The sequence below is a fragment of the Pelagimonas phthalicica genome, assembly GCF_004364805.1.
Taxonomy (GTDB): Bacteria; Pseudomonadota; Alphaproteobacteria; order Rhodobacterales; family Rhodobacteraceae; genus Pelagimonas; species Pelagimonas phthalicica.
The window spans coordinates 1,046,207-1,071,308 of record NZ_SOAP01000002.1 but is presented as its reverse complement, the minus strand read 5'-3'; the positions used below and the strand labels follow the sequence as shown (position 1 = coordinate 1,071,308).

The 25,102-nt window shown below is 58.8% G+C and carries 25 protein-coding genes; 17 read left to right on the top strand and 8 right to left on the bottom strand.

The genetic code is table 11. From position 1 onward, the window contains the following. Positions 1-77: 77 nt before the first annotated feature. Positions 78-539 carry an Lrp/AsnC family transcriptional regulator gene (locus tag CLV87_RS15300; protein ID WP_099246747.1) on the bottom strand — a complete coding sequence of 154 codons (462 nt, stop codon included), beginning with the start codon at positions 537-539 and terminating at the stop codon, positions 78-80. 131 nt (positions 540-670) lie between these two features. Here CLV87_RS15300 and hppD point away from each other — a divergent pair, with 131 nt between their 5' ends. Next, positions 671-1,768 (top strand): 4-hydroxyphenylpyruvate dioxygenase, encoded by a 1,098-nt coding sequence (hppD, locus tag CLV87_RS15295; protein ID WP_099246745.1) that lies wholly within the window; start codon positions 671-673, stop codon positions 1,766-1,768. Between the two features lie 72 nt (positions 1,769-1,840). Here hppD and CLV87_RS15290 read toward each other — a convergent pair whose 3' ends face one another. Continuing rightward, on the bottom strand, positions 1,841-4,852 hold the full coding sequence (locus CLV87_RS15290; protein ID WP_099246743.1) for a hypothetical protein: 3,012 nt from the start codon (positions 4,850-4,852) through the stop codon (positions 1,841-1,843). Positions 4,853-5,016: 164 nt separating this feature from the next. Here CLV87_RS15290 and CLV87_RS15285 point away from each other — a divergent pair, with 164 nt between their 5' ends. Further along, entirely contained in the window at positions 5,017-5,706 is a 690-nt protein-coding gene (locus CLV87_RS15285) for an SIMPL domain-containing protein (RefSeq protein WP_099246741.1), read from the top strand. Between the two features lie 70 nt (positions 5,707-5,776). Here the strand turns inward: CLV87_RS15285 and CLV87_RS15280 are convergent, their stop codons facing one another. The 3 genes from CLV87_RS15280 to CLV87_RS15270 form a co-directional block, all read right to left on the bottom strand. Next, positions 5,777-7,069: an O-acetylhomoserine aminocarboxypropyltransferase/cysteine synthase family protein gene (locus CLV87_RS15280; protein ID WP_099246739.1), complete on the bottom strand. Its 1,293-nt coding sequence runs from the start codon at positions 7,067-7,069 to the stop codon at positions 5,777-5,779. Positions 7,070-7,179: 110 nt separating this feature from the next. Then, the gene (locus CLV87_RS15275) at positions 7,180-8,325 is read right to left on the bottom strand and encodes a WD40/YVTN/BNR-like repeat-containing protein (RefSeq protein ID WP_099246737.1); all 1,146 of its coding nucleotides are present in this window, start codon (positions 8,323-8,325) and stop codon (positions 7,180-7,182) included. Between the two features lie 85 nt (positions 8,326-8,410). Beyond that, positions 8,411-9,415, bottom strand: coding sequence for a hypothetical protein (locus CLV87_RS15270; protein WP_099247836.1), 1,005 nt, complete (start codon positions 9,413-9,415; stop codon positions 8,411-8,413). A gap of 103 nt (positions 9,416-9,518) precedes the next feature. Here CLV87_RS15270 and CLV87_RS15265 point away from each other — a divergent pair, with 103 nt between their 5' ends. Then, positions 9,519-10,094 carry a hypothetical protein gene (locus CLV87_RS15265; RefSeq protein ID WP_099246735.1) on the top strand — a complete coding sequence of 192 codons (576 nt, stop codon included), beginning with the start codon at positions 9,519-9,521 and terminating at the stop codon, positions 10,092-10,094. 36 nt (positions 10,095-10,130) lie between these two features. On the opposite strand, the gene CLV87_RS15260 is transcribed toward CLV87_RS15265, so the two are convergent. Further along, complete coding sequence (locus tag CLV87_RS15260; RefSeq protein WP_099246733.1) at positions 10,131-10,823, bottom strand: metal-dependent hydrolase; 693 nt, start codon at positions 10,821-10,823, stop codon at positions 10,131-10,133. 93 nt (positions 10,824-10,916) lie between these two features. Here CLV87_RS15260 and CLV87_RS15255 point away from each other — a divergent pair, with 93 nt between their 5' ends. The 6 genes from CLV87_RS15255 (at position 10,917) to CLV87_RS15230 (ending at position 15,285) form a co-directional block, all read left to right on the top strand. After that, on the top strand, positions 10,917-11,579 hold the full coding sequence (locus CLV87_RS15255) for a ceramidase domain-containing protein (protein ID WP_099246731.1): 663 nt from the start codon (positions 10,917-10,919) through the stop codon (positions 11,577-11,579). After that, positions 11,566-11,871, top strand: coding sequence for a hypothetical protein (locus tag CLV87_RS15250; RefSeq protein WP_099246729.1), 306 nt, complete (start codon positions 11,566-11,568; stop codon positions 11,869-11,871). The genes CLV87_RS15255 and CLV87_RS15250 overlap by 14 nt, the downstream gene beginning before the upstream one ends. 139 nt (positions 11,872-12,010) lie before the next feature. Next, complete coding sequence (gatC, locus tag CLV87_RS15245) at positions 12,011-12,298, top strand: Asp-tRNA(Asn)/Glu-tRNA(Gln) amidotransferase subunit GatC (protein ID WP_099247834.1); 288 nt, start codon at positions 12,011-12,013, stop codon at positions 12,296-12,298. Next, the gene (gatA, locus tag CLV87_RS15240) at positions 12,298-13,785 is read left to right on the top strand and encodes an Asp-tRNA(Asn)/Glu-tRNA(Gln) amidotransferase subunit GatA (RefSeq protein WP_099246727.1); all 1,488 of its coding nucleotides are present in this window, start codon (positions 12,298-12,300) and stop codon (positions 13,783-13,785) included. The genes gatC and gatA overlap by 1 nt, the downstream gene beginning before the upstream one ends. 78 nt (positions 13,786-13,863) lie before the next feature. After that, positions 13,864-14,571: a hypothetical protein gene (locus CLV87_RS15235; RefSeq protein WP_099246725.1), complete on the top strand. Its 708-nt coding sequence runs from the start codon at positions 13,864-13,866 to the stop codon at positions 14,569-14,571. 9 nt (positions 14,572-14,580) lie between these two features. Continuing rightward, a complete protein-coding gene (locus CLV87_RS15230; protein WP_099246723.1) occupies positions 14,581-15,285 on the top strand; it encodes an N-acetylmuramoyl-L-alanine amidase in 705 nt (234 codons plus the stop codon). 295 nt (positions 15,286-15,580) lie between these two features. On the opposite strand, the gene CLV87_RS15225 is transcribed toward CLV87_RS15230, so the two are convergent. Continuing rightward, positions 15,581-16,981: a helix-turn-helix domain-containing protein gene (locus CLV87_RS15225; RefSeq protein ID WP_099246721.1), complete on the bottom strand. Its 1,401-nt coding sequence runs from the start codon at positions 16,979-16,981 to the stop codon at positions 15,581-15,583. Between the two features lie 44 nt (positions 16,982-17,025). After that, positions 17,026-18,252 carry a multidrug effflux MFS transporter gene (locus CLV87_RS15220; RefSeq protein ID WP_099246719.1) on the bottom strand — a complete coding sequence of 409 codons (1,227 nt, stop codon included), beginning with the start codon at positions 18,250-18,252 and terminating at the stop codon, positions 17,026-17,028. Between the two features lie 273 nt (positions 18,253-18,525). Between CLV87_RS15220 and CLV87_RS15215 the strand changes: the two genes are divergently transcribed. The 8 genes from CLV87_RS15215 to CLV87_RS15185 all read left to right on the top strand — a co-directional run bounded on the left by CLV87_RS15215 (position 18,526) and on the right by CLV87_RS15185 (position 25,097). Continuing rightward, entirely contained in the window at positions 18,526-20,058 is a 1,533-nt protein-coding gene (locus CLV87_RS15215; RefSeq protein WP_099246717.1) for an acyl-CoA carboxylase subunit beta, read from the top strand. A gap of 8 nt (positions 20,059-20,066) precedes the next feature. Then, entirely contained in the window at positions 20,067-20,435 is a 369-nt protein-coding gene (locus tag CLV87_RS15210) for a hypothetical protein (protein WP_235871946.1), read from the top strand. Then, positions 20,432-20,893: a DUF6497 family protein gene (locus CLV87_RS15205; protein WP_099246715.1), complete on the top strand. Its 462-nt coding sequence runs from the start codon at positions 20,432-20,434 to the stop codon at positions 20,891-20,893. The genes CLV87_RS15210 and CLV87_RS15205 overlap by 4 nt, the downstream gene beginning before the upstream one ends. Positions 20,894-21,107: 214 nt before the next feature. After that, a complete protein-coding gene (locus CLV87_RS23915) occupies positions 21,108-21,254 on the top strand; it encodes a hypothetical protein (protein ID WP_166652762.1) in 147 nt (48 codons plus the stop codon). A gap of 150 nt (positions 21,255-21,404) precedes the next feature. After that, positions 21,405-21,770, top strand: a complete 366-nt coding sequence (locus tag CLV87_RS15200; RefSeq protein WP_099247830.1) for a hypothetical protein — start codon at positions 21,405-21,407, stop codon at positions 21,768-21,770. A gap of 340 nt (positions 21,771-22,110) precedes the next feature. Further along, complete coding sequence (locus CLV87_RS15195; protein ID WP_099246713.1) at positions 22,111-22,314, top strand: hypothetical protein; 204 nt, start codon at positions 22,111-22,113, stop codon at positions 22,312-22,314. Positions 22,315-22,442: 128 nt separating this feature from the next. Next, positions 22,443-24,491 carry an acetyl-CoA carboxylase biotin carboxylase subunit gene (locus tag CLV87_RS15190; protein ID WP_099246711.1) on the top strand — a complete coding sequence of 683 codons (2,049 nt, stop codon included), beginning with the start codon at positions 22,443-22,445 and terminating at the stop codon, positions 24,489-24,491. A 75-nt stretch (positions 24,492-24,566) separates the two neighbouring features. After that, positions 24,567-25,097 (top strand): hypothetical protein, encoded by a 531-nt coding sequence (locus CLV87_RS15185; RefSeq protein WP_133840800.1) that lies wholly within the window; start codon positions 24,567-24,569, stop codon positions 25,095-25,097. Positions 25,098-25,102: the final 5 nt, after the last annotated feature.

The window sequence follows — 25,102 nt, the reverse complement described above, 5'->3', positions numbered from 1 at the left end:
GCCAAAGGCTTGCCACCCCCGGGATATTTGGGGCCCAAAGAAGCCTGGGCGCAACGCATGTTGGCGACGGTCCCGTGTCAATAGACCGGGAGCGGGGCGTCCTCTTTGGGTTGGTCCATGACAATTTGGCTGTGTACGCGCCCGACGACCGGATGGGCGAGCAACACGTCATGGATCAGTCGGTTTAGCGCGGAGAGGTCGGGGCACCAGACGCGCAGCAGATAGTCCGCCTCGCCCGTCATAGTCCAAACCGATGTGATCTCGGCCCGGGTGCGCATGAGGCGGAGGAAACTGTTGCCCTGTTCCGGGCCATGGCTGTCGAGCTGGACTTGCACAAAGGCCTGGACAGAAAGGCCAAGTTTGGTTGGGTCAAGTCGCGCGCGGTAGCCTTGGATAAAACCGGCCCCTTCGAGGCGTTGGCGGCGGCGGCTGGCCTGGCTGGCGGAGAGGTGCAGCGCATCGCCAAGCTCTTGCGCGGTGGCCTGGCCGTTCTTTTGCAGGATTGAGAGCAGGGTTATGTCAGAAGGTTCGAGGTTCATGCAATGACTTTGCGTCAAAGTTGGGAAATGCGCAAGGTGTGCGCGAAACTTCCCGAAAGTTAAAGAAATATGCGCGAAGGGCGCAGGCGTGAAAAGATACATTTGGCTCAGGACTTTCAAAGGAGACAGATATGGGCCCGTTCCCGCATAATGCCCCCCAATCCACCATCACCGAGGAAAACCCGGCCGGGACCGACGGTTTCGAGTTTGTGGAATTTGCCCATCCCGAGCCGCAAGAGCTGCGCGATCTCTTTGTCTCGATGGGGTATGAGCATGTGGCCAACCACAAAAGCAAGGCGGTTGAGCTGTGGCAGCAGGGCGATATCACCTATATTATCAATGCCGAGCCGGGCAGTTTCGCCGCGGGCTTTGTCGAGGAACACGGGCCTTGCGCACCGGCAATGGGCTGGCGTGTGGCGGATGCGCAAAAGGCGTTTGAGCATGCCGTGGCCAAGGGCGCGGAGCCCTATGAGGGGGCGGATAAGACGGTGGATTGGCCCGCGATCAAGGGGATTGGCGGCAGCTTGATCTACTTTACCGATCAGTATTACGACACCTCCCCCTATAACGAAGAGTTCGATTGGATCGCGCAATCGAAACCGCGCGGGGTTGGTTTCTATTACCTCGACCACCTCACCCATAATGTCTTTAAGGGCAATATGGATGTGTGGTTCCGCTTCTATGGTGATCTGTTCAACTTCAAGGAAATCCGGTTCTTTGACATTGAGGGCAAGTTCACCGGGCTGTTTAGCCGCGCGCTAACCTCGCCTTGTGGGCGCATCCGCATTCCGATCAACGAAGATCGCGGTGAGACCGGGCAGATCGTTGCCTATCTGAAAAAGTATAAGGGCGAAGGGATCCAGCATATCGCCGTTGGATCCGAGGATATTTACAGCGCGACCGATGCCATCGCGGGTAACGGGATCAAGTTCATGCCGGGGCCGAATGAGGCCTATTATGACCTGTCTTATGATCGGGTGTCCGGCCATGACGAACCCAAGGATCAGATGATGAAGCACGGCATCCTGATCGATGGTGAGGGTGTCGTGGATGGCGGCGAGACCAAGATCCTGCTTCAGATCTTCTCCAAGACCGTGATCGGCCCGATCTTTTTCGAATTCATCCAGCGCAAAGGCGATGATGGCTTTGGTGAAGGGAATTTCAAAGCTTTGTTTGAGAGCATCGAGCAAGAGCAGATCAACAATGGTGAGTTGAGCGCGGCTGAGTAAGCCACGAGCAAGGAGACCAAAAGAAACGCCGCCCGGATGAGGGGCGGCGTTTTTCTTTGTTACTTGCGGCGCTTAGCTGCGCGGCATCTTGAGCGTCACATTACGCCCGCTTTTGGTATAGCGCAGTTCGGAATCGCCAATTGCTGCGACGCGGCCACCATCGAGACGATCGCCGACTTTGACCTTTTTATACTTGCCATTGGGTAGGCGGACCAAGGCGCGGCGATTGGCAGGCGTGCCGTAAACGCCAATCAGGTTGACCTTGTTGAGGTTGATGGCGTTGCGCACGGTGGCCGAGGCGGCAACACCACGACTGGTTGGGGCCGCAGGGGTCACGGTGCGCGGGGCAATGGCTGCAGTTTGGACCGGGGCCACCGGCGCGGCATCCTGGTTGCGTTCGGCGCGGCGCACGATGGCGTTCATGTTGCGCGGTCGACCAACGGGGGCAAGTGAGCGGTTCACAGCCTGGGCGGTTGCGGGCGCTTCTGGTTCTTCGGCAACCGCCTGTTCCTGCGCGGTTTTCGGGCGCATGACCGGGCGGATGGCTGCCAATTCAGCGCGGGAAATCCCGCCCAGTTGTGCCCGTTCACGCGTTTCGATCAAAGTATCGGGGCGCAGGCGGGGACGGATTTTTGACAGGGCTTCATTGATCTGTGGTGCGGCGGTCTCGGGTTCTGCGGGAGTTGCCAGCGCCTGTCGCTGCGGCGGCACGACCGGAGGCAGGCCCGCAAAGACGCGCAACCCATCAGGTGATAAAGCGCCTTCGGGCGTGGCGCGCACAAGCCCACGCTCATCCATGTCAAAGACCTGACCGGCGGGGGGCGGCAAGCGTTGTGGTTCCAGGATCGGTTCTTGTGCCAAATTGAGCGGATCGGGCAGGGCAATCGCGTCGGATTCCTGCACGGCCGGGTCGATCGAGGCGACATAAATATCCTCGACCCCATCCACCGGCGGTTCGAGAGGGGCAACAGGGGCGCGTTGCCAGATGCCGGTGGCAGCATAGGTCGCGGCGGCCTCTTCGGGTGTCAGGCTATGCGGCGCAACCGGTACAGCCCGGGCGCGAGGGGCATCGGTGACGGCCGTGGCATCGCCAGTATCGTCCAGCCCCGTATCCAAAGAGGCAAGCTGCACATCATCCGCTTCTTCTGCGCCATCATCCGATGGCAGCAGGGCGGGATCGGCCACCGCGAGTTCCGGTGTGATTTCGGGTGCGACGGCGACAATATTGGTTTCATCCGGTTCGCTGCGGAACAGACCCGCCAAACCGTCATCAAGAAAAACCGAAGCCCAGGCGGCCACACCAGCCATGAACAACAGCAGACCCGCCGTCAGGAACAGCCCCAGAAAGCGGGGTTTGCCGCCGATATTGTCGCGGTTGCGCGCGCCGAAAACGGTCATCCGTTCGGATTCTTCGGCGGATGTCAGCGATGCGGCTTTGCCGGTGTCGGTTGTTTGGTCTGGTTTTGGCGAGGTGCTGCGCAAAGCGGCAATGCGGCCCAGAGCGGATTTGCCCTGCGCGCCAGCGTCGTTTGGTTGCACAGCCTCGGGCGCGGCTGGTGCCGCGTCGGCAGTTGATTTGCGTCGCGCCGCGATGCCTGCCAGAGCCCCACGTTTGCCTTTGGGGTCCGGAGCCGTCTGATCCGGCGTTTCGACTGCCACAGGGGCGGGAGTCTCGACCGGTTTGTCCGACCTTGCCCGCAAGGCGGCCAAGCGGGCCAGGGCAGGGGCTGCCACCGTTGTTTCTGGGGCGTCGTCTTTGCTCGGATCGGTCTCGGGCGCGACGGCTTTCGGGGCTGCTGGCGGTTTTGGGGCGGAGACCGGTGGCTCTGCGCGCTTGGCAACCGCAGGTTCTGCCTTGGGCTCTTCGTCGCGTGGGACATCCAGGGCAGGGTCTGTGACCGCGTCCGGTGTCGTCTTTGCAGGTTCTTCGCCTTTGGCTGCGACTGGGGTAAAGCGCGATTTTACTTGCGAGACAGGCCCGTCACCAGCGGCCAGTGCCTTGCCCTTTGGGGCCTCCGGCAAATCCGAAGAATCGCGGCTGGCGCGGATGGTTGAAAAGGAGACAGGGGCCGCTTCGGGTTCTGGATCAGGCTCCGCAACCGGATCTTGGGTCGCCTCTGGGCTGGCCACTTCAGTGGCAGGTCTATCCGCAGGCGCGGTGCCAGGGGCGGCCTGAGTTTCGGCAGGCGCAACGGGGGCTTCCGCCTTTGTCTGGGACGGTTCCTCCGTTGCAATGGGTGTTTCCGCGGGCTCTTGAACCGGGGCGGTGGATTTCAGTGTCTCTTGGACAAGATCCTGTACCGGGGGGAGCGAAGCCGCTGGTTCGTCAGCCTCCACAGCTGGTTCAGCCATATCTGCAGGGGCGGTGATCTCAGCCGGTGGGGCGAGATCCAATTCAGTTTGCGCTGGGGCCTCCGCCGGTTCTGCAACGGTTTCTTGCTCAGCTACTTGTTCTGGCGCAGGTTCCTCGACCTCGGTAGTCTCAACCGGAGCGTCCTCAGGCAGTGTTTCAGCCTGCAACGGCAGCAAATCACCCGCCTCGGCGGGATAAACCGTAATTGCATGCGGAAAGCGTTGCGGCGCGGGACCAGTCCAAGCGCTGCTCGCCCCGAAAAACACGCTGCCATGGAACTGACCATCCTCGGCAATCGCAGCATGGCTGACCGGATCAAACCCGTTTTGCGACGCAAACGCCTCGGCCTCTTGCAATGTTTCCTTGGCCACAGCGGCGATCAGCAAGCGGCCATCGTGATCGACATAGTCAAAGACCAGATCATCCACCGCGTAAGGTGTTGCCCCATCCAGTGCCGTGCGGGCGGCAATCTCTTTGGCGGCGTCATCACCGCCCAAATCCGGCACATCCAGATAGCGGATCTGTTCGTTGGGGATGATCAGGGCAACCTTGGCCCCATCCGGGTCCAGCTCTTCGGCGCGATTGCGTAGGGTCAGAACCGCCGCTTCTAAATCGCCACTATCCAGCGAAACCTCTTGGATCTGAGCCCATTGATCGCCGGATTGATCCCCCCTGCGGCGGAGCAGTGCGATGCCTTCGAAGGACAGGGAAAGTGCAAAATTTGGTACCATGGGCGGTCTTTAGCAGCCTTGACAGGGCGAGGGGAGTCTTATTGCCAGTTCTGAATATCATAAAGCAACTGTTTGCCGACGCAAAGAATACAGCAAAAATTCCCCTTGCGACCGGCGAGATGCAGCCCAAAGTTCTAAACAGGTCGTTAATTTAGGAGAAGGCGATGCGAGCCTTACTGATAGTTTTGGCATTTATGGCGGGTCAGCCTGCTTTGGCGGAGAACACGCGCACGATTACAGTGGCGGGCGAGGCCTCGGTCGCGGCGGCACCGGATATGGCGACATTGACGCTGGGAGCAACAGGGCGGGGCAAGGACCCGGTGACAGCTATGAATGCCACATCCGAAGTTCTGGATGCGGTCATTGCGCGGCTGCGGGCGCAAGGTTTGGAAGAGCGCGATATGCAAACATCTTCCTTGCGGTTGAACCGTCAGGCACGCTGGGATTCAAAGGCTGAGAAAGAGGTGTTTCTGGGCTATGAGGCCAGCAATATGCTGACCATCCGCGTGCGTGACCTGTCGCAGCTTAGCGAAGTGCTGGCGGCAGTGTTGCAGGATGGGGCCAACAGCCTGTCAAACCTGTCCTGGGGGGTACGTGATCCGCAGCGACTGGAAGATGAAGCGCGCCGGCGCGCGGTCAAAGACGCAATGGACAAGGCCAAGTTATACGCGGACGCGGCGGGCCTGCCTTTGGGCGATGTTATGTCGATCCGGGACACGGCTGATCCCATCATGCGCTCACCTTTGCATCGTAATGCGCCGGTGATGGAGGCTATGGCGGCCGATGTTCCTGTGGCAGCAGGCGAAATCGAGGCCCGCGCAGAAGTCACCATGATTTTTGCAATTGGCGAATAAGACTTGGTGAACAGGAGAAAGAAAAGGCGGGGATTTTCCCCGCCTTTTTTTGATCTAACAAGGGCCCGTTTTACGCGTTGGCTTTGGTCAAGGCCTGATCCAGATCTGCGATCAGGTCGTCGGCGGTTTCGATCCCGATGGAGATACGCACCACATTCGGCGCGGCCCCGGCGGCGACTTGTTGTTCTTCGGTCAACTGACGGTGGGTGGTTGAAGCCGAGTGGATCACCAGAGACCGGGCGTCGCCCAGATTGGCCGCATGGCTAAAGATCTCGAGCGAATCCACGAACTTGACGCAGGAGTCATAGCCACCCTTGAGCGCGACGGTGAACAGCGCACCAGAGCCGCGCGGACAGATGCGTGTCGCGCGATCTTTATAGGGCGAGGAATCTAGCCCGGCATAGGTCACGGCCTCTACCGCGTCATGATCTTCCAGCCATTTGCCGATTTTCAGTGCATTTTCCACATGGCGTTCCATGCGCAGGGACAGGGTTTCGATCCCCATCAACGTGTAATGCGCCGCCTGTGGGTTCAGCGTCATGCCAAGGTCACGCAAACCAATCGCGATCCCGTGGAAGGTAAAGGCGAGCGGACCAAAGGTCTCGTGGAATTTCAACCCGTGATAGGCCGGTTCCGGCGCGCTGAGCGAGGGGAACTTGTCGCTGGCTGACCAGTCGAATTTGCCACTATCAACCACGATACCACCGGTGACGGTGCCGTTGCCGGTCAGGTATTTGGTCAGCGAGTGCACAACCAGCGTCGCGCCATGTTTGATCGGGTTGCACAGGTAAGGCGTGGCCGAGGTGTTGTCGACGATCAGCGGCAGTCCCGCCTTGTCGGCCACGGCGGAAACCGCATCGAGATCAGTGATATAGCCGCCCGGATTGGCGATGGATTCACAGAATACCGCGCGCGTGTTGTCATCAATCGCCGCCGCAACCGCATCGAGATCGTCAAAGTCGACAAACTTGGCTTCCCAGCCGAAACGCTTGATGGTCTGGCTGAACTGGGTGATTGAGCCACCATAGAGGCGGGTGGAGACCACAACGTTCAGGCCTGGCCCCATGAGCGGGAACAGCGCCATGATCTGCGCTGCGTGACCCGAGGAACAAGCCACCGCACCAACCCCGCCCTCAAGCGTCGCAACACGTTCTTGCAGCACAGCGACCGTAGGGTTGGTTAGGCGCGAATAGATATAGCCAACTTCCTGAAGGTTGAACAATGCCGCGGCGTGTTCAGCATCGCGGAACACATAGGCGGTTGTCTGGTAAATCGGTGTCTGGCGCGCGCCGGTGGCCGGATCTGGCCGGGCACCTGCGTGGATTTGCAACGTGTCAAAACCGAAATTTGGTGCATCTGTCATGAGGACCTCCCTGAAAAACTTGCGACAATGCGTAAGCGATTGAAACGGCTCCGGCAACGGGGCGTTGGGCAAAAGGTCTCATTTCCTGTGAAACTTGTTGGAACCGGAATTTAATCCGCCAGGGTTTCGACGCATAGGATTGTGGGAAGGTGGCGGGCGATTTCGCTCCAACTGTCGCCCTCATCCAAGCTGGCGAAAATTGACCCGGAATTGGTGCCAAAATAGAGTCCGGTCTCTACGCAGCAATCGACGGCCATGGCCTGACGCAGAACGGTGAAATAACAGGCGCTTTGCGGCAATCCGTTGCGACAGTCTTGCCAAGACGTACCGCCATCGCGAGACCGCGAAACCGCCGCGCTGGCATCAGGCGGGAAGCGGCCAATGGCGTCGCCATTCAGCGGAAAGGTCCAGATCGTTTGCGGCTTTTCGGGATGCACGGCGATGGGAAAGCCGAAATTCGACGGCAGGCCCGCGCCAATATCATCCCAACTGCGCCCGCCATCCTGGGATTTGAACGTGCCATGGTGGTTTTGTTGATAGAGCGTACCATCGCTTGCCCGCATCATATTATGCACACAAAGCCCGGTATTGCCGTCATGCGGCGCGGTTGGATGCGGATGCCCCTCGCAGGTGGGCGCGTTGGAAAGCCGATTGCGCCGCTCCCAGCTTTGCCCGCCATCCTCGCTGGCAAAGACACCAGCGGCGGAAATGCCCAGCCACAGGTGATCCAGCGTTTCGGGATGGGCAATAATGGTATGCAGCGTCAGTCCAGCCGCCCCCGGCTGCCAGTCTTGGGCAGAGGGATGGTTGCTCAGGCTCTCAACCTCGGCCCAGTTCTGCCCCTGATCATCGCTGACATACAGAGCGGCGGGTTTTCCCCCGGCAAATATCCGATCACCGCTTTGTTTCAGCGACCACATCGCCTCAAGCTTGCCACTGAATGGGGCAGGGTCTGCCGCCTCTCGGCCCATCATCTTGGCGAAATCGGGATCGTTGCGCAGCCAGTCGTCAACCATGCCGTCAGAGAGTTTGCTTAATCGCCAGTCTTGCCGGTCCGCACTGTGCCAAACCCCGGCACCGCTCCATTCACCGCCCCCGGCGGCCCAAATCTGCCCGGTGATCGGGTCGCCCACCGCGTGGTTGATCGTCCAACCCTCGCAGAACGGCCCCGCGACCTGCCAGTCTTTGCGCGCGACATCTGACGAAACCAGAAACAACCCCTTGGTTGTTCCCACCAATAGCGTGATCGCCCCCATGACATCCTCCCCCAAGTTGTCCCTGCGAGTTCCAGACAGACGTCATAGCACAAAAATGCTGTCAAATGTAGGGGTTGGGGCGGGATCAGCGCATCCAGAACCCTTCGCGTTTGATCTGGTTGCGGATCGCTTGTTCCTTGCGAGGCAGATCCTTGCGATCAAACATGGCGCGCACCTTGTGGCCGCGGCCCTGATAAATCATGCGCTTGAACGGATCATAAAGCTTGAGCACTTTCTTGATCTTGTTCGGGGCGCTGATTTCTTCGAGCAGATCGACAACCTTGTTGGGCTCGCGCGCATAGAGCAGCGGAAGAACTCTGTAATGACAGGTGGTTATGCCGTCGAGGTAACCTTCGGGCAGGGCGTCGCGACCGCCACCCAATGCGTGAATGACCAAGGGCAGGGCGACCTGATCCAGCCAAGGGTCCAGCGACTGGCACACCAATTCCGGCGGGGCGTTGTCGCGGATTTCCAGCGCGTATTTCAGGAACAGATCACCAAACTGCTTGGGACATTTGTAGAAAAAGAAACCGGCGTTGAAATAGAGATATCGCTGCCAGTATTCGTCTGGCCAGTTGGTGTCGAGAGAGCTTTCGAAATCCAGTCCGAACTTGTCATAAAGTGACTTCCAGGTCTGAGTGTAGCCCGGCCCGTAAAGCTCGAGCTTGGGCCAGGTATCTTCGCGTCGCATCGATGCTGTTGGGCGGTCAAAATCAAAGGGCACGCGATTAAGATCGCCGGTGATCAGCGTATCGGTGTCAAAGAAGATAAATGGCTCCCCCTCGGGCAGGGCGGCCAGCGCTTCGATCTTGTTGCCATAGGGGTAGGCCGCGCCAAAATGCTTGCTCTCGAAAGGGACGAATTCGGCATCAAAGCTTTCCAGCAGCGCGCGTGTGCCTGCGTCCTTGATACGCGGATCAGTAGGCCAAAGTCGACCGGGCTGAGGTTCGGCGATCAGTAGACGAAACCGTTTGGCACGGGTTTTGCGACGCAGGGAAGCCGCGAAAAGCACGGCCTCGTATTGCAAACGCCCGGATTGCCCAACGATACAAATATTTACAGTTTGTGATGCGCGCGGATTGCGTGCCATTGTGTGCCTGTCTGTCGCCTCTTTTGCGGCAGTATAGGCCGGTTTGGCGCGGCTCAAAAGCGTCTATCTGCTTTAATGAACAGGAATTCTTGGGGAGCGCTGCATGCTCGATATTTTGTTGATGGTCATTGCGATGGCGGGCGGGGCAGGGGATGCCCCGGCAGAAGCCAGCGCCAAGGATGGCACCGTGACGGAAACTCTGGCCTTGGATCTGGGCAAAGATGCTGCGCCTGCCAGCGGTGAGGAATTGCCCCCCGGAGCCGTTCCCGCCGCCGAGCCTGAGCCCGAAGTGCTGCCCTATGAGGCGGAACAGCAGGTGGCAACGGGGCGGTTCACCACCGCGCTTGAGGTCAAACCGATCTTTAACGCCACGCGCAACAGCTGGATCGCCATTCGCGAATATAACGGTCAGGATCTGGTCTATGTCACCCAAATCTGGTCTTGGCGCTGCGGGCTGGTGGCCTTGCATTACGGTGTGAATGATGAGCCGCTGGAACCCTGGCCGCTGCCCAAATGCCACGAGGACACCAACAGCCCCAATGTCATGAAACCCGAAGATGGTTTGCCCTATCGCGAATACCCGCTTGGGTCGGTTGAGACTGTGACGGTTGAGCTGATCTTTGACGATCTCACCAAAGATCGCGTGACCTATAATCGCAAAGGCGCGTTGATGCCCTGAGTTGACAGCAAGGGGCGCTGCGCGCGCCCCTTCTTCTCAGATTTCAATCGCTTGCATGACTTGGGGTTCAATCACATCAACCCCCGGCAGCCCCGCCGCAAGCGCCGCTGCGGATTGCTCCAAGGCCGGGAACGTACGGTAATGGCCGGGGATCACGGTTTTGAAGTTGAAATACTTTTCCGCGGCATAAGCGGCCAATTCCATATCCATGGTGTAATAGCCCCCGGCGGAAAGAATGCCGATATCTGGCTGATAATACTCACCAATCCATTCCATATCAGCCATCACAGTGGTGTCGCCTGACATATAAAGGCAATGCCCCTCGCCACGGAGAATGTATCCGATCTCGGCCCCCATATAGGCCCCGCGACCCTCCACCGCCATGGATGAGGAATGCGAGGCCGGAACCATATTGACCTGCACGTCACCAAAGCTCAGCGTGCCGCCTTTGTTAAAGGCATGGCCCTCTTTCGCGCCAAGCCCGAACAGGTGCTGTGCGAGCTCATATATCGCAGTGACCGGAGCCCCGGTGCGCTCTGACACCTCTACGATATCCTGCGTGTGGTCAAAATGGCCATGGGTGACCAGAATCTGCGTTGTGCCTGCCAAAGCTGCCTCGATATCCTGCCCCTCCATCATCGGATTGCCGTTGATCCAGGGATCAATCAGCAGAACCTGATCTTCGATCTCAATGCGAAAGCTGCCATGGCCGAGCCAGATGATTTTCATGGTCTTCTCCCCAATCGTTTCTTGCGAACTTCTTACTCGAAACTCTAGCGGGCGACCCCTAGATTACAAGCAGCGGGAGAGCAGGAGGCCGGGATGGACTGGCACGCGCATGTGGACATCTATTGTGAACGCATCGATGCCAGCTTTTGGGCTGAGCCACTGAACGCGATCTCCAACGGGGCCTTTCTGATCGCGGCTTTGGTGATGGTATTGCGCCTGCGCGGCAGTGGGCTGGCGTTGGGTTGGATCCTGACGGGTATCCTTGCGGCCATTGGCGTGGGGTCTTTCCTGTTTCACACTTATGCGACGCGCTGGGCCAGTGCAGCGGATGTCATCCCGATCCTGTTCTTCATCCTGACCTATATCTTTCTCGCCAATTGGCGGTATCTAAGATGGCCCTGGTGGCTCTCAACGCTGGGGGCCTTGGCGTTTGTGCCCTTTTCACTGGCACTGGCCCCGATATTCGCGCTTTTCCCATGGCTTGGCAGCTCATCTGGATATGTGCCGGTGGTCATTATCTTGGTGATTTACGGGCTGGGCCTGTTGCGATCCAACCCGCCCGTGGCCAAAGGCATTCTGATCGGAGCGGCGATCCTGAGCCTGTCGCTGACCATGCGCGCCATTGACGAACCGCTTTGCCACCTTCTGCCCATCGGCACGCATTATTTCTGGCACATCCTGAATGCGATCATGCTGGGCTGGATGATCGAGGTTTACCGCCGACACAATTTGAGGGAACTTGATGACCAGACCTAAGCCCCAAATCGATCGAATTGCCATTCTGGATGATCTGTCTTGCCAGCACACCCAAGCTATCGAGGTCGACGTTTACCTAAACAATGGCGAGAGGCGCTGGTGCTGGTTTACCATTCCACAGGCGCTGAACACCTATGGTGATTGGATTGCGGGAACAAAGATTCCTTTTCACCATTCGTCGCCGCATATGATCGTTATCGCGTCAGAACTGACTGAAGAGCTCATTCACGCCACCCTAAATGACATTGCAGAAAATAAAGACATCCATTTTGCCACCTTACCTTGCGATTAGACACCCTTGAGCCGCATGTTTTGGTCGCGAGGCGCGCCATAAGGCGCGATGAGCCGGCCCCAATGCCGACAGCCGCTTGCAACCCCGCAAACCCCGCGCTAAAGCCAATCGCAACCCAAATCTCAATGAGGTCCGCCCCATGTCGATTGACATCGAGACCGCCGCCAAGGTGGCGAAACTCGCCCGTATCAAGGTCGAAGATGATGCTCTGCCCGCGCTGGCTCAGGAATTCAACGATATCCTCGGCTTTATCGAACAGTTAAACGAGGTCGATGTCGAGGGCGTCGAGCCGATGGTTTCTGTCACCCCGATGCGTCTCAAGCGTCGCCAGGATGGCGTCACCGATGGCGATATTCAGGAACAGGTTCTGAAAAACGCGCCCGATGCGCGTGAGGGCTTTTTCGCGGTTCCGAAGGTGGTTGAATAATGACTGATCTCAATACGTTGAAAATCGCCGAAGCCCGCGACGCGCTGCGCAAGGGCGACGTGACCAGCCTGGAACTGACCGAAAGCTGCCTTGGCGCGATCGAAGCCGCTGGTGAACTGAATGCCTTTGTTCACAACACGCCTGATCTGGCGCGCGAGCAGGCCAAGGCCGCGGATGCACGTATCAAGGCGGGCGATGCGCCGGATATGTGCGGCATTCCGCTGGGCATCAAAGACCTGTTCTGCACCAAGGGGGTGCCCTCGCAGGCGGCGTCCAACATTCTGGGCGGGTTCAAGCCGGAATATGAAAGCACCATCACCCGCCAGCTTTTTGACGCGGGCTCGGTCATGTTGGGCAAGCTCAACATGGACGAATTCGCCATGGGCTCGTCGAACGAAACGTCGTGCTATGGCAATGTGGTTAACCCTTGGCGTCGCGGCAATGATGATGCGCAGCTGACCCCGGGCGGTAGCTCGGGCGGCTCGGCCTCGGCTGTCTCTGCAGACCTGTGTCTGGCGGCGACCGGCACCGATACCGGCGGTTCGATCCGCCAACCTGCCGCCTTTACCGGCATCACAGGGATCAAGCCGACCTATGGGCGTTGCTCGCGCTGGGGTGTGGTGGCCTTTGCCTCCTCGCTCGATCAGGCCGGACCAATGACCAAAGACGTGCGCGACGCCGCGATTATGTTGGAGGCCATGTGTGGCCATGATCCGATGGACAGCACCAGCGCCGACCTAACTGTGCCAAACTTCGAGGCCGCTCTGACCGGCGATATCAAAGGCAAAACCATTGGTATTCCAAAGGAATATCACATGGACGGCATGCCCGATGAGATTGAAAAGCTCTGGGCAGATGGTCGTGCCATGTTGCAAGACGCGGGTGCCAAGATCGTCGATATCTCACTGCCCCACACCAAATACGCGCTGCCAGCCTATTACGTGATCGCCCCTGCCGAGGCGTCATCCAACCTGGCGCGCTATGACGGTGTCCGCTACGGCCATCGCGCGACGCTTGAGGCGGGTGATGGCATCACCGAGATGTATGAAAAGACCCGCGCTGAGGGCTTTGGCGATGAGGTCAAGCGCCGTGTCATGGTGGGCACCTATGTGCTGTCGGCTGGCTTCTATGACGCCTATTACAATCGAGCCCGCAAGGTCCGCACGCTGATCAAGAAAGACTTTGAAGACGTGTTTGCCGCCGGTGTCGATGCCATTCTGACGCCGGCCACGCCAAGCGCGGCCTTTGGTCTGGGCGAGATGAAGGATGCCGATCCGGTTCAGATGTATCTCAACGACGTCTTCACCGTGACGGTCAATCTGGCCGGTCTGCCTGGCATCGCTGTTCCGGCGGGCTTGGACAAGCAGGGCTTGCCCTTGGGGCTGCAACTGATTGGCCGCCCGTGGGAAGAGGGCGATCTGCTGAATACCGCCTATGCGCTTGAGCAATCTTTGGGATTTGTGGCCAAACCGTCGAAATGGTGGTAAGGCCGCTCAAAGGTTAACGCCGAAAAAGGCGTTCAGATCGGTACAAGAGTAGGGCCGAACGGTCAGGCAGGAGCGACAATGCGGTTTTTGATGTTGAGTGTAGCGGCGGTTGGCTTGTTGGCTTGCGCGCCTCAGGTCCCTGATAGCGCGGCTGGGGTGGCTGACCCGGGCCGGGGCGTGGGCTTTGGCGACTATGACAATTATCAAGCCCAACGCGAAGCGCAATTGAACGGCGATGCGCCGCTCTCTGTTCCGGGCCCGGTTGATGTTCAGGCCACGCCGTTGGACGCGGATGACAAGCAGGCGGCTGACCTGGCCGCCAGCAACAATTCCGGTGTCGCGCCTCTGGACGCTTCGCCTGGCAACCCAGCACCGGCCCTGGTCAGCAATTCCGACGGAATTTCCGGCGAGAATGACTTTGACGCAGTATCGGCGCAGCGCGACATTAAGGCGGATGCAGCCCTGATCGCGCAGAACCGAGCGCAATATACGGTGATCGAACCGACAGAATTGCCCAAACGTCCGGGCGGCGGGGGACCGAATATCGTTGAATATGCGCTACGGACCGACAACCCGGTTGGCACGTCGCTATACAAGCGATCTTCGTTCCGGGCCGAGGCCAAATATGCCCGCGCCTGCGCAGCCTTTGCCTCGGCTGATCTGGCACAAGAGGAATTCTTGACCTTGGGTGGTCCGCAAAAAGACCGCAAGGGCATGGACCCCGATGGTGACGGCTTTGCCTGCGATTGGAACCCGGCCCCGTTCCGTGCGGCGCGCGGTGGGTGACGTGATCTCGTGATTGGTTCACCAGAGGCCATTTCCTTTCCGTCTGACAATTTCGGGCCGCGTCGCAATTGCGCGCGGCCCGATTTGATTGTGCTGCACTACACTGCAATGGACAGCGCCGAGGGCGCGCGAGATTGGCTTTGCAACCCCGAGGCGGAAGTTTCCGCGCATTATGTCATCTCCGAAACCGGCACATTGTGGCAACTGGTCAGCGAAGACATGCGCGCTTGGCATGCCGGGGCAGGGGCCTGGGGTGGTGTTGAGGATGTGAACTCGCACTCTATTGGCATTGAAATCGCCAATACCGGCAGTGCCCCGTTTCCTGAGCCACAAATGGCTGTCTTGGAACAGCTTTTGTCGGGCATCCTGGCGCGGTGGGAGATCCCGGCGCATCGGGTGATCGGCCATTCAGATAGCGCCATTGGTCGCAAGATTGATCCGGGCGCGCGGTTTGATTGGCAAAGATTGGCGCGGCGCGGTTTGTCGATTTGGCCAGAGCGTAGCGTGGATGAGTTGGATGCGGAAGCGTTTCGAAGAAACTGTGCCCGCTTCGGCTATGTGGCTGGTGAGGGGCAGGACAGCGCCCTGCTAAACGCGTTCCGGCTGCGTTTCCGGCCTTGGGCCAGCGGCGTTTTGGATGAGCGTGACTGTGGTTTGGCGGCTGAACTCGCCAGGCGCTGGCCCTTTGCCCCAAACCCGGAGCTCTTGGCCTAACCGCTGTTACATTATGCGCTTCCGCGCGCTTTCTCTGATGCGAGGGGCGAGGTGATGGGGATGTCTGGTGTTGGTGGGGAGTAGAGCTGTCAAAGCTTCAAGATTCACCAAAGCAAAGCCCTTTGCTCCGCATCCCTCGCTCACCTCGATTGCGCCCTGACAGAGGATGAGAGCCCGATCAAGTAAAATAGCCGCATCCCCAAAGGGGCCCCTCGGCGATTTGTCTTGATCGGGCTCTCATCCTCTGTCCTGTCGGGCGCGAGGCGAGAGAGGGCTCCGAAGCAAAGGCCGTGGCTTAGTCAAGGCGGTAGGGCAGCACGCTGCGCAGCGATGGATCGATCGAGAGGCGTTTTTCCAGCGGTGGCACCGAGCGCTGGTGGCAATGGGTACGCTCGCATATGCGGCAGGAGATGCCGATCGGCTCAAAAGCCGAGGCGCGGGTGAAATCCATGTCATCGGCATAGACCAGCGCCGCTGCGTGGCGGACATCACAGCCAAGCGCGATGGCGTAGCGGCGCATCGGGGCCCCAAAATGCCCGCCAGTTTTGGAGACATCGCAAGCGAGCGAGATATAGCGAACTCCATCCGGGGTTTCGGCCAATTGGCGCAGGAATTGCCCCGGATTTTCAAAGGCGCGGTGTACGTTCCACAGCGGGCAAGCCCCGCCGAAACGAGCAAATTGCAGCCGTGTTGCCGAGTGGCGCTTGGTGATCGTGCCCGCCTGATCAACGCGGACAAAGAAAAACGGCACGCCTTTGGCCCCGGGACGTTGCAGGGTCGAAAGGCGGTGCGCCACCTGTTCCACAGAAGAGCCAAAACGCGCCGAAAGCAGTTCCAGATCGTGGCGGGTTTCCTGCGCGGCATCGAGGAAATCCTTATAGGGCATCATCGCGGCCCCGGCGAAGTAATTGGCGAGGCCAAGTTTTGCGATGGAGCGCGCCTCGTCCGATTGAAAACGTGCCAAATCCAGAGTGGCATCCAGCAGTTGATTTTGCCCCAACAGGGCGACCTGAACCAGCAGTTGGAAAGTTTGCGTTTCTACTGGGGCATAGGCGCTTAGGATCAGCTCTTTGCGGTCGTGATCATAGCTGCGCATGGGCGTGGTCTGGTTGAACTTGACCGAAACCCCCTGGCGCGAAAGGCGCGCAATGGCGGCGGTGCGGATGTCTGGCTCGGTCGCGCTGAGCTGGGCATAGCGTTCGGCAGCGCGGTCCACCGCGTCGATATAGTTGTCGCAATAGTGAAAGAAATCGCGCACCTCTTCCCAGGGGCTCGGACGCAGCTGGGCGTCTTCGCGCCCCAGGGCTTCGTCGAGGGAGGCCAGCCGTTCATGGGTTTGCTTATAAGCACGGTGCAGCGCCAGAAAGGCGCGGGCAAAGGCCGGGGCATTGGAGGCGGTCAGGCGCAGATCGGCCAGCTGCGGGGCGGCTTCGCCAAAGACCGGGTCGGCCAAGGCCTCGCGCATATCTGACACAAGGCGTTCTGCATCGCCTTGGCCGAGCTCGGTGACGTCAAAGCCGAATTCCTGGGCAAGGGCCAGAACAACCGTGGTTGATACCGGCCGGTTGTTGTTTTCCATCTGGTTCAGATAGGGCAGGGACACGCTGAGCTTGGCGGCGAAATCCTTTTGCGTCAGGCCAAGCCGGGTTCTGACATCACGGAGTTTCGCCCCGGCATAGAGCTTTTGTGTCGCCATATTTGCACCTTTGCGATTTTCGTCTCGCAACTTTGCAATTCAAGTCAGGCCGTGTCCAGCCCCCGCAGCTGCTTTTCCCGCCAGATGACCAGGAGGATTGCGGTCAAGGAAGCCAGGGCAGTGCCTGCCATTAGATACAGCAGCGGCCAGGCCCCGGTTTCAACGCTCAGCAGCAGGCCTGCCAGAGCCGACATCGCCGCGCCACCGCCCAGCATGATAGCTCCCCCAAGGCCCGATGCAGTGCCCGCCAATTGCGGACGCACGGAGAGCATGCCAGCCGTGGCATTGGGGATGGTCATGCCGTTGCCAATACCGACAAAGGTCATGAAGCCAAAGAACACCCATTTGCTGTCCAGCCCGGCAGCAAAGAACCCCATCAGCGTCACCATAGGGATGGCGACAATCAGGCTGCCCCAAAGAACCATGCGGTTGACGCCAATGCGCGCGGCAAAGCGGCCGGTGATATAGTTGCCAAAGAAATAGCCGACGGCGGGGGCACCAAAGAAAAAGCCGAGCTCGGATGCAGACATGCCATAGAGTTCGGTTCCAATGAACGGGGCACCGCCCACATAGGAAAAGAACGCGCCTGAAGACAGGGCCGAGGCCATGGCGTAGCCCCAGAACCGAGGCGAGCCAAGCAGTTCGGGATATTCGCGCACCTGTTGGCCGATGGTTTGGCCGCTGCGCTGCTTGGTTTCGCCCACATCGTCATAGCTGATCCACAGGATCAACAGCCCAACGATCAGGAGAACCCAGAAATTGGCCTGCCAGCCAAATTGCTCACCCAGATAGCCGCCAATCACTGGGCCGATCATCGGGACAACCGACATGCCCATTGTGACATAGCCAATCATCGAGGCAGCCTGATCTTGCGGATACATGTCGCGCACCACGGCGCGGCTCAGCACCATGGCGGTGGCGACCACCGCTTGCAGCATGCGAAACAGCAAGAAGGTAAAGGAATCCGGCGCGAGCAGGCAGCCCACAGTTGCCAGACAAAACAGGCCGATCCCGGCCAGGATGACCGGACGACGCCCATAATGGTCGGAAATCGGGCCGATAAAGATCTGCAGCACCGCATTTGCCGCCAGATACCCAGCCACAGCCAGCTGCATCACCTGATAATCCGTATCGAAATAGGCGCTCATCATTGGCAGCGACGGCACAAAGATGTTCATGGCGAGCGCAGAAATGCCGGCGAGAAGAACCAGTGTGACAATATGTGGCGGGGTGGTGCGGTCGCGGAAACGGACCTCAATTTTCCTATCCATGTGGATAGGGGTAGGCCCGGGTGATGGCTTTGTCCATGAGGGGTTGAGAGAAAAGGACTCTTTGCAGTTTTGCAAATTTGCGGGGCGGTAATTTTCTTACTTTGCAAATTTGCCAAGAATCCCTTGAGACAAAGGGTTTGAGCTGTATTTTCACGGCCAAGCGCTTTTGCGCGGAGTTTGCAAATCGGTGCGGTGCACAGAGACTGTGCGTAAAACCGTGGATCAACCGGGCTTGGGCAGGCTGCTGCGCGCCAGATAGGAAAGGGATGGGCAATGAAAGACATTCTTCAGGAATTGCAAGAGCGTCGCGAAAATGCGCGGCTGGGCGGTGGGCAACGTCGGATCGACAGCCAGCACGCCAAAGGCAAACTGACCGCGCGTGAGCGTATCGATCTGCTCTTGGACGAGGACAGTTTCGAAGAATACGACACGTTCAAGGCCCATCGCTGCACCGAGTTCGGCATGGAAGACAACCGCCCATACGGCGATGGTGTTGTGACCGGCTGGGGCACGATCAATGGCCGCATGGTCTATGTCTTTAGCCAGGACTTTACCGTATTGGGCGGCTCGGTTTCCGAGACCCATGCGCAAAAGATCTGCAAGATCATGGATATGGCGATGCAAAACGGCGCGCCTGTGATTGGCCTGAACGACTCTGGCGGGGCGCGTATTCAGGAAGGTGTGGACGCATTGGCCGGATATGCTGAAATCTTCCAGCGCAATATCATGGCTTCGGGCGTAATCCCGCAGATCTCGGTGATTATGGGCCCATGTGCCGGCGGCGCGGTTTATTCACCCGCCATGACCGACTTTATCTTTATGGTCAAAGACAGCTCTTACATGTTTGTCACCGGCCCTGACGTTGTGAAGACTGTGACCAACGAGGTCGTCACCGCCGAAGAATTGGGTGGGGCAAGCACCCATACCAAGAAATCCAGCGTCGCTGATGGTGCGTTTGAAAACGATGTTGAGGCTCTGGCCGAAGTGCGCCGTCTGGTCGACTTCCTCCCGCTCAACAACCGTGAAAAGCCACCCGTTCGCCCGTTCTTTGACGATGTGGACCGGATCGAAGGCAGCCTTGATACGCTGATCCCGGAAAACCCCAACATGCCCTATGACATGAAGGAGTTGATCGTCAAAGTTGCCGATGAAGGCGATTTCTACGAGATCCAAGAGGATTATGCCGGCAATATCATCACCGGCTTCATGCGCCTCGAAGGCCAGACCGTGGGTGTTGTCGCGAACCAACCTATGGTTCTGGCGGGCTGCCTGGATATTGACAGCTCGCGCAAGGCCGCGCGTTTTGTCCGTTTCTGCGATTGCTTTGAAATTCCGATCCTGACCCTGGTTGATGTGCCTGGCTTCCTGCCCGGGACCTCGCAGGAATATGGTGGCGTGATCAAGCATGGCGCAAAACTGCTCTTTGCCTATGGCGAAGCAACCGTGCCAAAGGTCACCGTGATCACTCGCAAAGCCTATGGTGGCGCCTATGACGTGATGGCATCCAAGCATTTGCGCGGCGATGTGAACTATGCCTGGCCTACGGCTGAGATCGCCGTGATGGGGGCGAAAGGCGCGACCGAGATTATTCACCGTGCCGATTTGGGCGATGCTGAAAAGATTGCCGCTCATACAGCGGAATACGAAGACCGCTTTGCCAACCCGTTTGTCGCGGCTGAGCGCGGCTTTATCGATGAGGTGATCCAACCGAAATCCACCCGCCGTCGTGTCTCTCGGGCCTTTGCGATGCTGCGCAACAAGCAGCTCAGCAACCCGTGGAAAAAACACGACAATATCCCGTTGTAAGACAAGTGATGCCGGGGGGAACACATAAGGCTCGCGGTGGCTGGCATGAATTGCGCGATGGTGCGCGGTTCACGCTGGCGCGCCATCTGCCAGCGCGTTTCGACGTGTCGGCAGAGGCGTGTTTGCCGCTGGCGCGGGCCTCTCGATTGGCGCGTCAGATCCGTCAGGATCTGTGGCGTGAATTTAGGGGCTTGCGTGGTTTTTCTCCCGTGATACTCATTGACGTCAGGGAAGAGGGTGTGTGTGTCAAAGCCGGTGGCCAGTTTTTGGTCTCGGCGCCGGTTCCTGCAAATCTCTCTGACCGAATCCAAGCGCTGCTGGACAGCCCTGCGCATCGCGCACGTTGGCTGACCTGGGCGCGGGAGCGGGCGTTATGATCGCTCGGTTACGGAATATATCCCTGGGTGCGCCCGGGATTTTTGCAGCCCCGGCGGGAGGACCCTTCGGGGGCCGGGGCTGCGCCTTACTCTTTTCCATTCTCTTTGCTGGCACGGCCCAGGCTGATAAGGCTCTGGCCGACCCGATCGCGGTGCCCTCAGGGCTTGAGGTCAGCTTTCACGACTGGTTGGATGATGGCCCGGCGCAACGCTTTCGCTTTGTCGCGCCCGGGATCGCCGAGGGCGGCAAAAGCTTTGAACAGGTCCTGGATGACATGGCCTATCTCTGCACGGAATTTGCCCTGCCTCAGCTGCAAATTCAGGGGGGCAGCGCGCAACAGATCGTTGTCACCCTCATGGAAAAACCAGTGGAATTCGGGGTGATGACCCCGGATGTGACCCAGTTTTTCGAAAGCTACAGCGTCGAAAACGACCTCTGCATCTGGGAGGTTTTTTGATGGTTGCACAATATCTTGCGGGTCGACTCTCATGTGGACAACTTTTTGAGGCTTTGCAGTCACAGGATTTTCTCTCGGATTTGGGAACGTATCTTTTCCCCACCCTGTCGGTTAATTTACGTCCAGATTGCTCCCAAGCAGTCTTTACCTCGAAAATGGGGTGGGTAGGGTCGTTTGGCCTTGCGGACCTCGTGGAACCTGACAGGAGTCTTAGATGTCCAAGAGCATCAAACTGCTTGCCATGTTCGCCATCGTTGCAGGCGTTTCCGCCTGTGGTGGCCAGCAGGAAGAAGAAGAGTTCATCGTTGTCGACCCAGAGCCGATCAGCGTTGAGCCTGTCTACACAGGCAAGTACAAGTAAACACTGTTTGGAGCGGGCTTTCGGGCCCGCTCCAACCCCCGCTTCCTCCGAAGGAAGTGCAAAAAAGCCATGCATGGCTTTTGCAAAACTCTTGCAAGAGTTTTGGTTGCGAGGCACCCAGCGTTGGACACAACAACAAAGGGGTGCATCATGCTAAAGCATCGCGGTTTTCCCGGGCGACTGCCGGGTACAGATTTCCAATTCGTTATTCGCAGACCGAACCCGAAAGGGGTGACGGCGATCACCCGGCGTGAACGCTATCGCGACCGCCGCACGCCGGATCGTAAGGCCGATGCCGGTTTCATGGCCGCACTATGGGCGCATTTTGGCGACCAGCCATTTGAACGCGGCAATCTCGATGCCGGTCGTCTAAGCTGGCTCTTTGGGCGCGAAGTGCTGCCCTATGATCCCGAAGATTTTGACCCCGAAAGCTATGACGCTTTGCTGGTCATTGATGAAACCGCGGCCCGCGCCGCTTTCCCCGAAGCTTTTGACGGAACGGAGGATTGGGCGTGATCCTGCCACTGACCCGAGTATTTGCGCAAAACGCTGCCGAAAAATCGGCAAGCGTGGCTTTGCGCTTTGCGTCGGGTCATGGCTTTGGCAGCCTGATTGCGAAGGGCGAAACATGGACCCAAGACATGATCGCCATTCAACGTGACCCTTCCCTTAGGGGGCGGTTCGGCCATTCCCCTGTCCGTCCGCCCCGCCTTTTCCAACCGGTTGCGAAAAGGTCAAAAGACAATCGGCACATGCTTGCCGAAATCACCTCTCCTTCCCATATGCATTGGACAAAGAGGGCCACAACATGGTCCCTGAACCTGTCCGGCATAAGGACCAAAGAGGAGAGCAGAACATGCAAAAACACACATGGATGGCGGCTGCCTTGGCGCTTACAGCGCTTGCAGCCTGCGGTGACTCCGTCGGTGACCAGGCGCTTATTGGCGCAGGCGCTGGCACAGCTGCCGCGCTTGTCCTGGAACAGGACGTTCTTACCGGTGCCGCCATCGGCGTCGTGGGCAATGTTGCCTATTGCCAAAAATTCCCGGAACGCTGCTAGCACGCGTCAGCAGTCCTTTCGGATTCAGTTTGACCGCCTCTCGCGTGTGACCCACGCGGGGGCGGTCTTTTTGCATGCATCAGGGGGTTGTGCCGCCCTGAGCCAAAGACAAGAGGAAAGGGACTGACATGTTCGACAAGATCCTGATCGCCAACCGTGGCGAGATTGCCTGCCGTGTCATCAAGACCGCACGCAAAATGGGTATCAAAACCGTGGCGATCTATTCGGATGCCGATAAGCAGGCGCTGCATGTGCAAATGGCCGATGAGGCCGTGCATATCGGCCCGCCGCCGGCGAACCAGTCCTATATCGTCATTGACAAGGTGATGGATGCCATCCGCCAGACCGGCGCGCAGGCGGTTCACCCCGGCTATGGGTTCCTGTCCGAGAACAGCAAATTCGCCGAAGCGCTTGAGGCCGAGGGCGTTGCCTTTGTCGGCCCGCCTAAAGGCGCGATTGAGGCGATGGGGGACAAGATCACCTCGAAAAAGATCGCTCAGGAGGCCGAGGTTTCAACGGTTCCCGGCTATATGGGCCTGATCGAAGACGCGGATGAGGCAGTCAAGATTTCCAACGAGATCGGCTATCCGGTGATGATCAAAGCCTCTGCCGGGGGCGGTGGTAAAGGCATGCGGATTGCCTGGAACGATCAGGAAGCACGCGAAGGTTTCCAAAGCTCGAAAAACGAAGCGGCGAACAGCTTTGGCGATGACCGGATCTTTATCGAGAAATTTGTGACGCAGCCGCGCCATATCGAAATTCAGGTGCTTTGCGACGCACATGGCAATGGCATCTATCTGAACGAACGCGAATGTTCGATCCAGCGCCGTAACCAGAAAGTGGTCGAAGAGGCCCCGTCGCCTTTCCTCGATCCCGAAACCCGCAAAGCCATGGGCGAACAGTCGGTCGCGCTGGCCAAGGCCGTGGGTTACACCAGCGCCGGGACCGTGGAATTCATCGTCGATGGTGACAAGAACTTCTATTTCCTCGAGATGAACACCCGCTTGCAGGTGGAACACCCGGTGACCGAATTGATCACCGGCGTTGACCTGGTCGAACAGATGATCCGCGTTGCCAATGGTGAGCCGCTGACCATCACGCAGGATGATGTGCAGATCAACGGTTGGGCCATTGAAAACCGCCTCTATGCCGAAGACCCGTATCGCGGTTTCCTGCCCTCGATTGGCCGTTTGACCCGCTATCGTCCACCGGCTGAACTGTCGGGTGGTCTGCTGCTTGAGAATGACAAATGGCAGGGCGATGCACCGGCCGGTGACGGTTTTGCAGTGCGCAATGATACCGGCGTCTATGAGGGCGGCGAGATCTCGATGTATTATGACCCGATGATCGCCAAGCTTTGCACCTGGGCCCCGTCCCGTGACGAGGCGATTGAGGCCATGCGTAATGCGCTGGATGGGTTTGAGGTCGAAGGGATCGGGCACAACCTGCCATTCCTCAGCGCTGTGATGGACCATGAGAAATTCATTTCTGGCGAGATGACCACTGCCTTTATCGAAGAGGAATACCCAGAGGGGTTCGCAGGTGTGACACTTGGTGAGGATGGGCTCAAGCGTATCGCCGCTGCCGCCGCCGCCATGAACCGCGTTGCCGAAATCCGCCGCACCCGTGTGTCGGGGCGTTTGGACAATCACGAACGCCGTGTTGGCACTGAATGGGTTGTGACCCTGCAAGGCGAAGCCTTTGAGGCCAGCATTGATGCGGATCATGACGGCTCGACCGTCACCTTTGCCGATGGCACCTCGCTGCGCGTCGAAGGGGCGTGGACACCGGGTGACAGCCTGGCCCGCATGACCGTGGACGGCGCGCCTTTGGTGCTGAAGGTCGACAAAATCACCCATGGGTTCCGCATCCGGTCGCGCGGCGCCGACCTCAAGGTGCTCGTGCGCAGCCCGCGTCAGGCGGAACTGGCCAAGCTGATGCCCGAGAAGCTGCCGCCTGACACCTCGAAAATGTTGCTCTGCCCAATGCCGGGTCTGGTCGTCAAGATCGACGTGGAAGAGGGGCAAGAGGTTCAAGAGGGCCAGGCGCTGTGCACCATTGAGGCGATGAAGATGGAAAACATCCTGCGCGCTGAGAAGAAAGGTGTCGTCTCCAAGATCAACGCTGCAGCGGGCGACAGCCTTGCGGTGGACGAAGTGATCATGGAGTTCGAATAACGCAAATGATCTGGGCCGCCCCATATCAAGGTTTGGCAACCAAGCGTCAATCATTCCCGGCTAAGACTGCCGGGGATGACGTGTGCCTGGATGCAACCTGTGGCGGCCCGATTGGGCTTGGCCTTCATGGTCCTTGTGACCGGCTTGTCGGGCTGCGCGCTCGACAAGGAGGCGGAGCTGCGCCAACAGCTTGGCGGCTGGGTGTATCTGGCGCAAACCCGCTATTTTTCCTCGCGGATGAATTGCACGGCAGCGGTCTTCGATCTCGCCCTTCCGGTTATTCGCGCCACAATACCACGCGCCCGATCCATCGATTCAGCGGTGGAACGGTTGCGGCAGGGGCAGGTCGTCGTCTTCGACATGCCGGAAACCAGCCCGCATGCGGTTTCCGAACAGTTGATGTCACGCGATCTGGTAACGGGGCTGGGCTTGCTGTCGACCGGCGTCGGCCCGGTCAAGGATTGCATGGAAGAGCACATCGCCAATGGCTATTTCGCGGTGCTGATGTCGTCGGAAACGCTGACGCTCTACGATCCGGCTGGCGATGCCTTGCTGATGGTCTATCCGCCAGAAAACCTGGCAGTTTTCCTGCGCGGCAACGTTTAACCCCG

Coding starts and splice junctions, on each gene's coding strand:
- CLV87_RS15275 (WP_099246737.1), bottom strand. CDS start 8,325: ATGGGGGCGATCACGCTATTGGTGGGAACAACCAAGGGGTTGTTTCTG.
- CLV87_RS15205 (WP_099246715.1), top strand. CDS start 20,432: ATGATCGCTCGGTTACGGAATATATCCCTGGGTGCGCCCGGGATTTTT.
- CLV87_RS15260 (WP_099246733.1), bottom strand. CDS start 10,823: ATGAAAATCATCTGGCTCGGCCATGGCAGCTTTCGCATTGAGATCGAA.
- CLV87_RS15270 (WP_099247836.1), bottom strand. CDS start 9,415: ATGGCACGCAATCCGCGCGCATCACAAACTGTAAATATTTGTATCGTT.
- CLV87_RS15215 (WP_099246717.1), top strand. CDS start 18,526: ATGAAAGACATTCTTCAGGAATTGCAAGAGCGTCGCGAAAATGCGCGG.
- CLV87_RS15220 (WP_099246719.1), bottom strand. CDS start 18,252: ATGGATAGGAAAATTGAGGTCCGTTTCCGCGACCGCACCACCCCGCCA.
- gatC (WP_099247834.1), top strand. CDS start 12,011: ATGTCGATTGACATCGAGACCGCCGCCAAGGTGGCGAAACTCGCCCGT.
- CLV87_RS15190 (WP_099246711.1), top strand. CDS start 22,443: ATGTTCGACAAGATCCTGATCGCCAACCGTGGCGAGATTGCCTGCCGT.
- CLV87_RS15185 (WP_133840800.1), top strand. CDS start 24,567: ATGACGTGTGCCTGGATGCAACCTGTGGCGGCCCGATTGGGCTTGGCC.
- CLV87_RS15265 (WP_099246735.1), top strand. CDS start 9,519: ATGCTCGATATTTTGTTGATGGTCATTGCGATGGCGGGCGGGGCAGGG.
- CLV87_RS15300 (WP_099246747.1), bottom strand. CDS start 539: ATGAACCTCGAACCTTCTGACATAACCCTGCTCTCAATCCTGCAAAAG.
- gatA (WP_099246727.1), top strand. CDS start 12,298: ATGACTGATCTCAATACGTTGAAAATCGCCGAAGCCCGCGACGCGCTG.
- CLV87_RS15285 (WP_099246741.1), top strand. CDS start 5,017: ATGCGAGCCTTACTGATAGTTTTGGCATTTATGGCGGGTCAGCCTGCT.
- CLV87_RS15250 (WP_099246729.1), top strand. CDS start 11,566: ATGACCAGACCTAAGCCCCAAATCGATCGAATTGCCATTCTGGATGAT.
- CLV87_RS15290 (WP_099246743.1), bottom strand. CDS start 4,852: ATGGTACCAAATTTTGCACTTTCCCTGTCCTTCGAAGGCATCGCACTG.
- CLV87_RS15210 (WP_235871946.1), top strand. CDS start 20,067: ATGCCGGGGGGAACACATAAGGCTCGCGGTGGCTGGCATGAATTGCGC.
- CLV87_RS15225 (WP_099246721.1), bottom strand. CDS start 16,981: ATGGCGACACAAAAGCTCTATGCCGGGGCGAAACTCCGTGATGTCAGA.
- CLV87_RS15235 (WP_099246725.1), top strand. CDS start 13,864: ATGCGGTTTTTGATGTTGAGTGTAGCGGCGGTTGGCTTGTTGGCTTGC.
- CLV87_RS15255 (WP_099246731.1), top strand. CDS start 10,917: ATGGACTGGCACGCGCATGTGGACATCTATTGTGAACGCATCGATGCC.
- CLV87_RS15195 (WP_099246713.1), top strand. CDS start 22,111: ATGCAAAAACACACATGGATGGCGGCTGCCTTGGCGCTTACAGCGCTT.
- CLV87_RS15200 (WP_099247830.1), top strand. CDS start 21,405: ATGCTAAAGCATCGCGGTTTTCCCGGGCGACTGCCGGGTACAGATTTC.
- hppD (WP_099246745.1), top strand. CDS start 671: ATGGGCCCGTTCCCGCATAATGCCCCCCAATCCACCATCACCGAGGAA.
- CLV87_RS15280 (WP_099246739.1), bottom strand. CDS start 7,069: ATGACAGATGCACCAAATTTCGGTTTTGACACGTTGCAAATCCACGCA.
- CLV87_RS23915 (WP_166652762.1), top strand. CDS start 21,108: ATGTCCAAGAGCATCAAACTGCTTGCCATGTTCGCCATCGTTGCAGGC.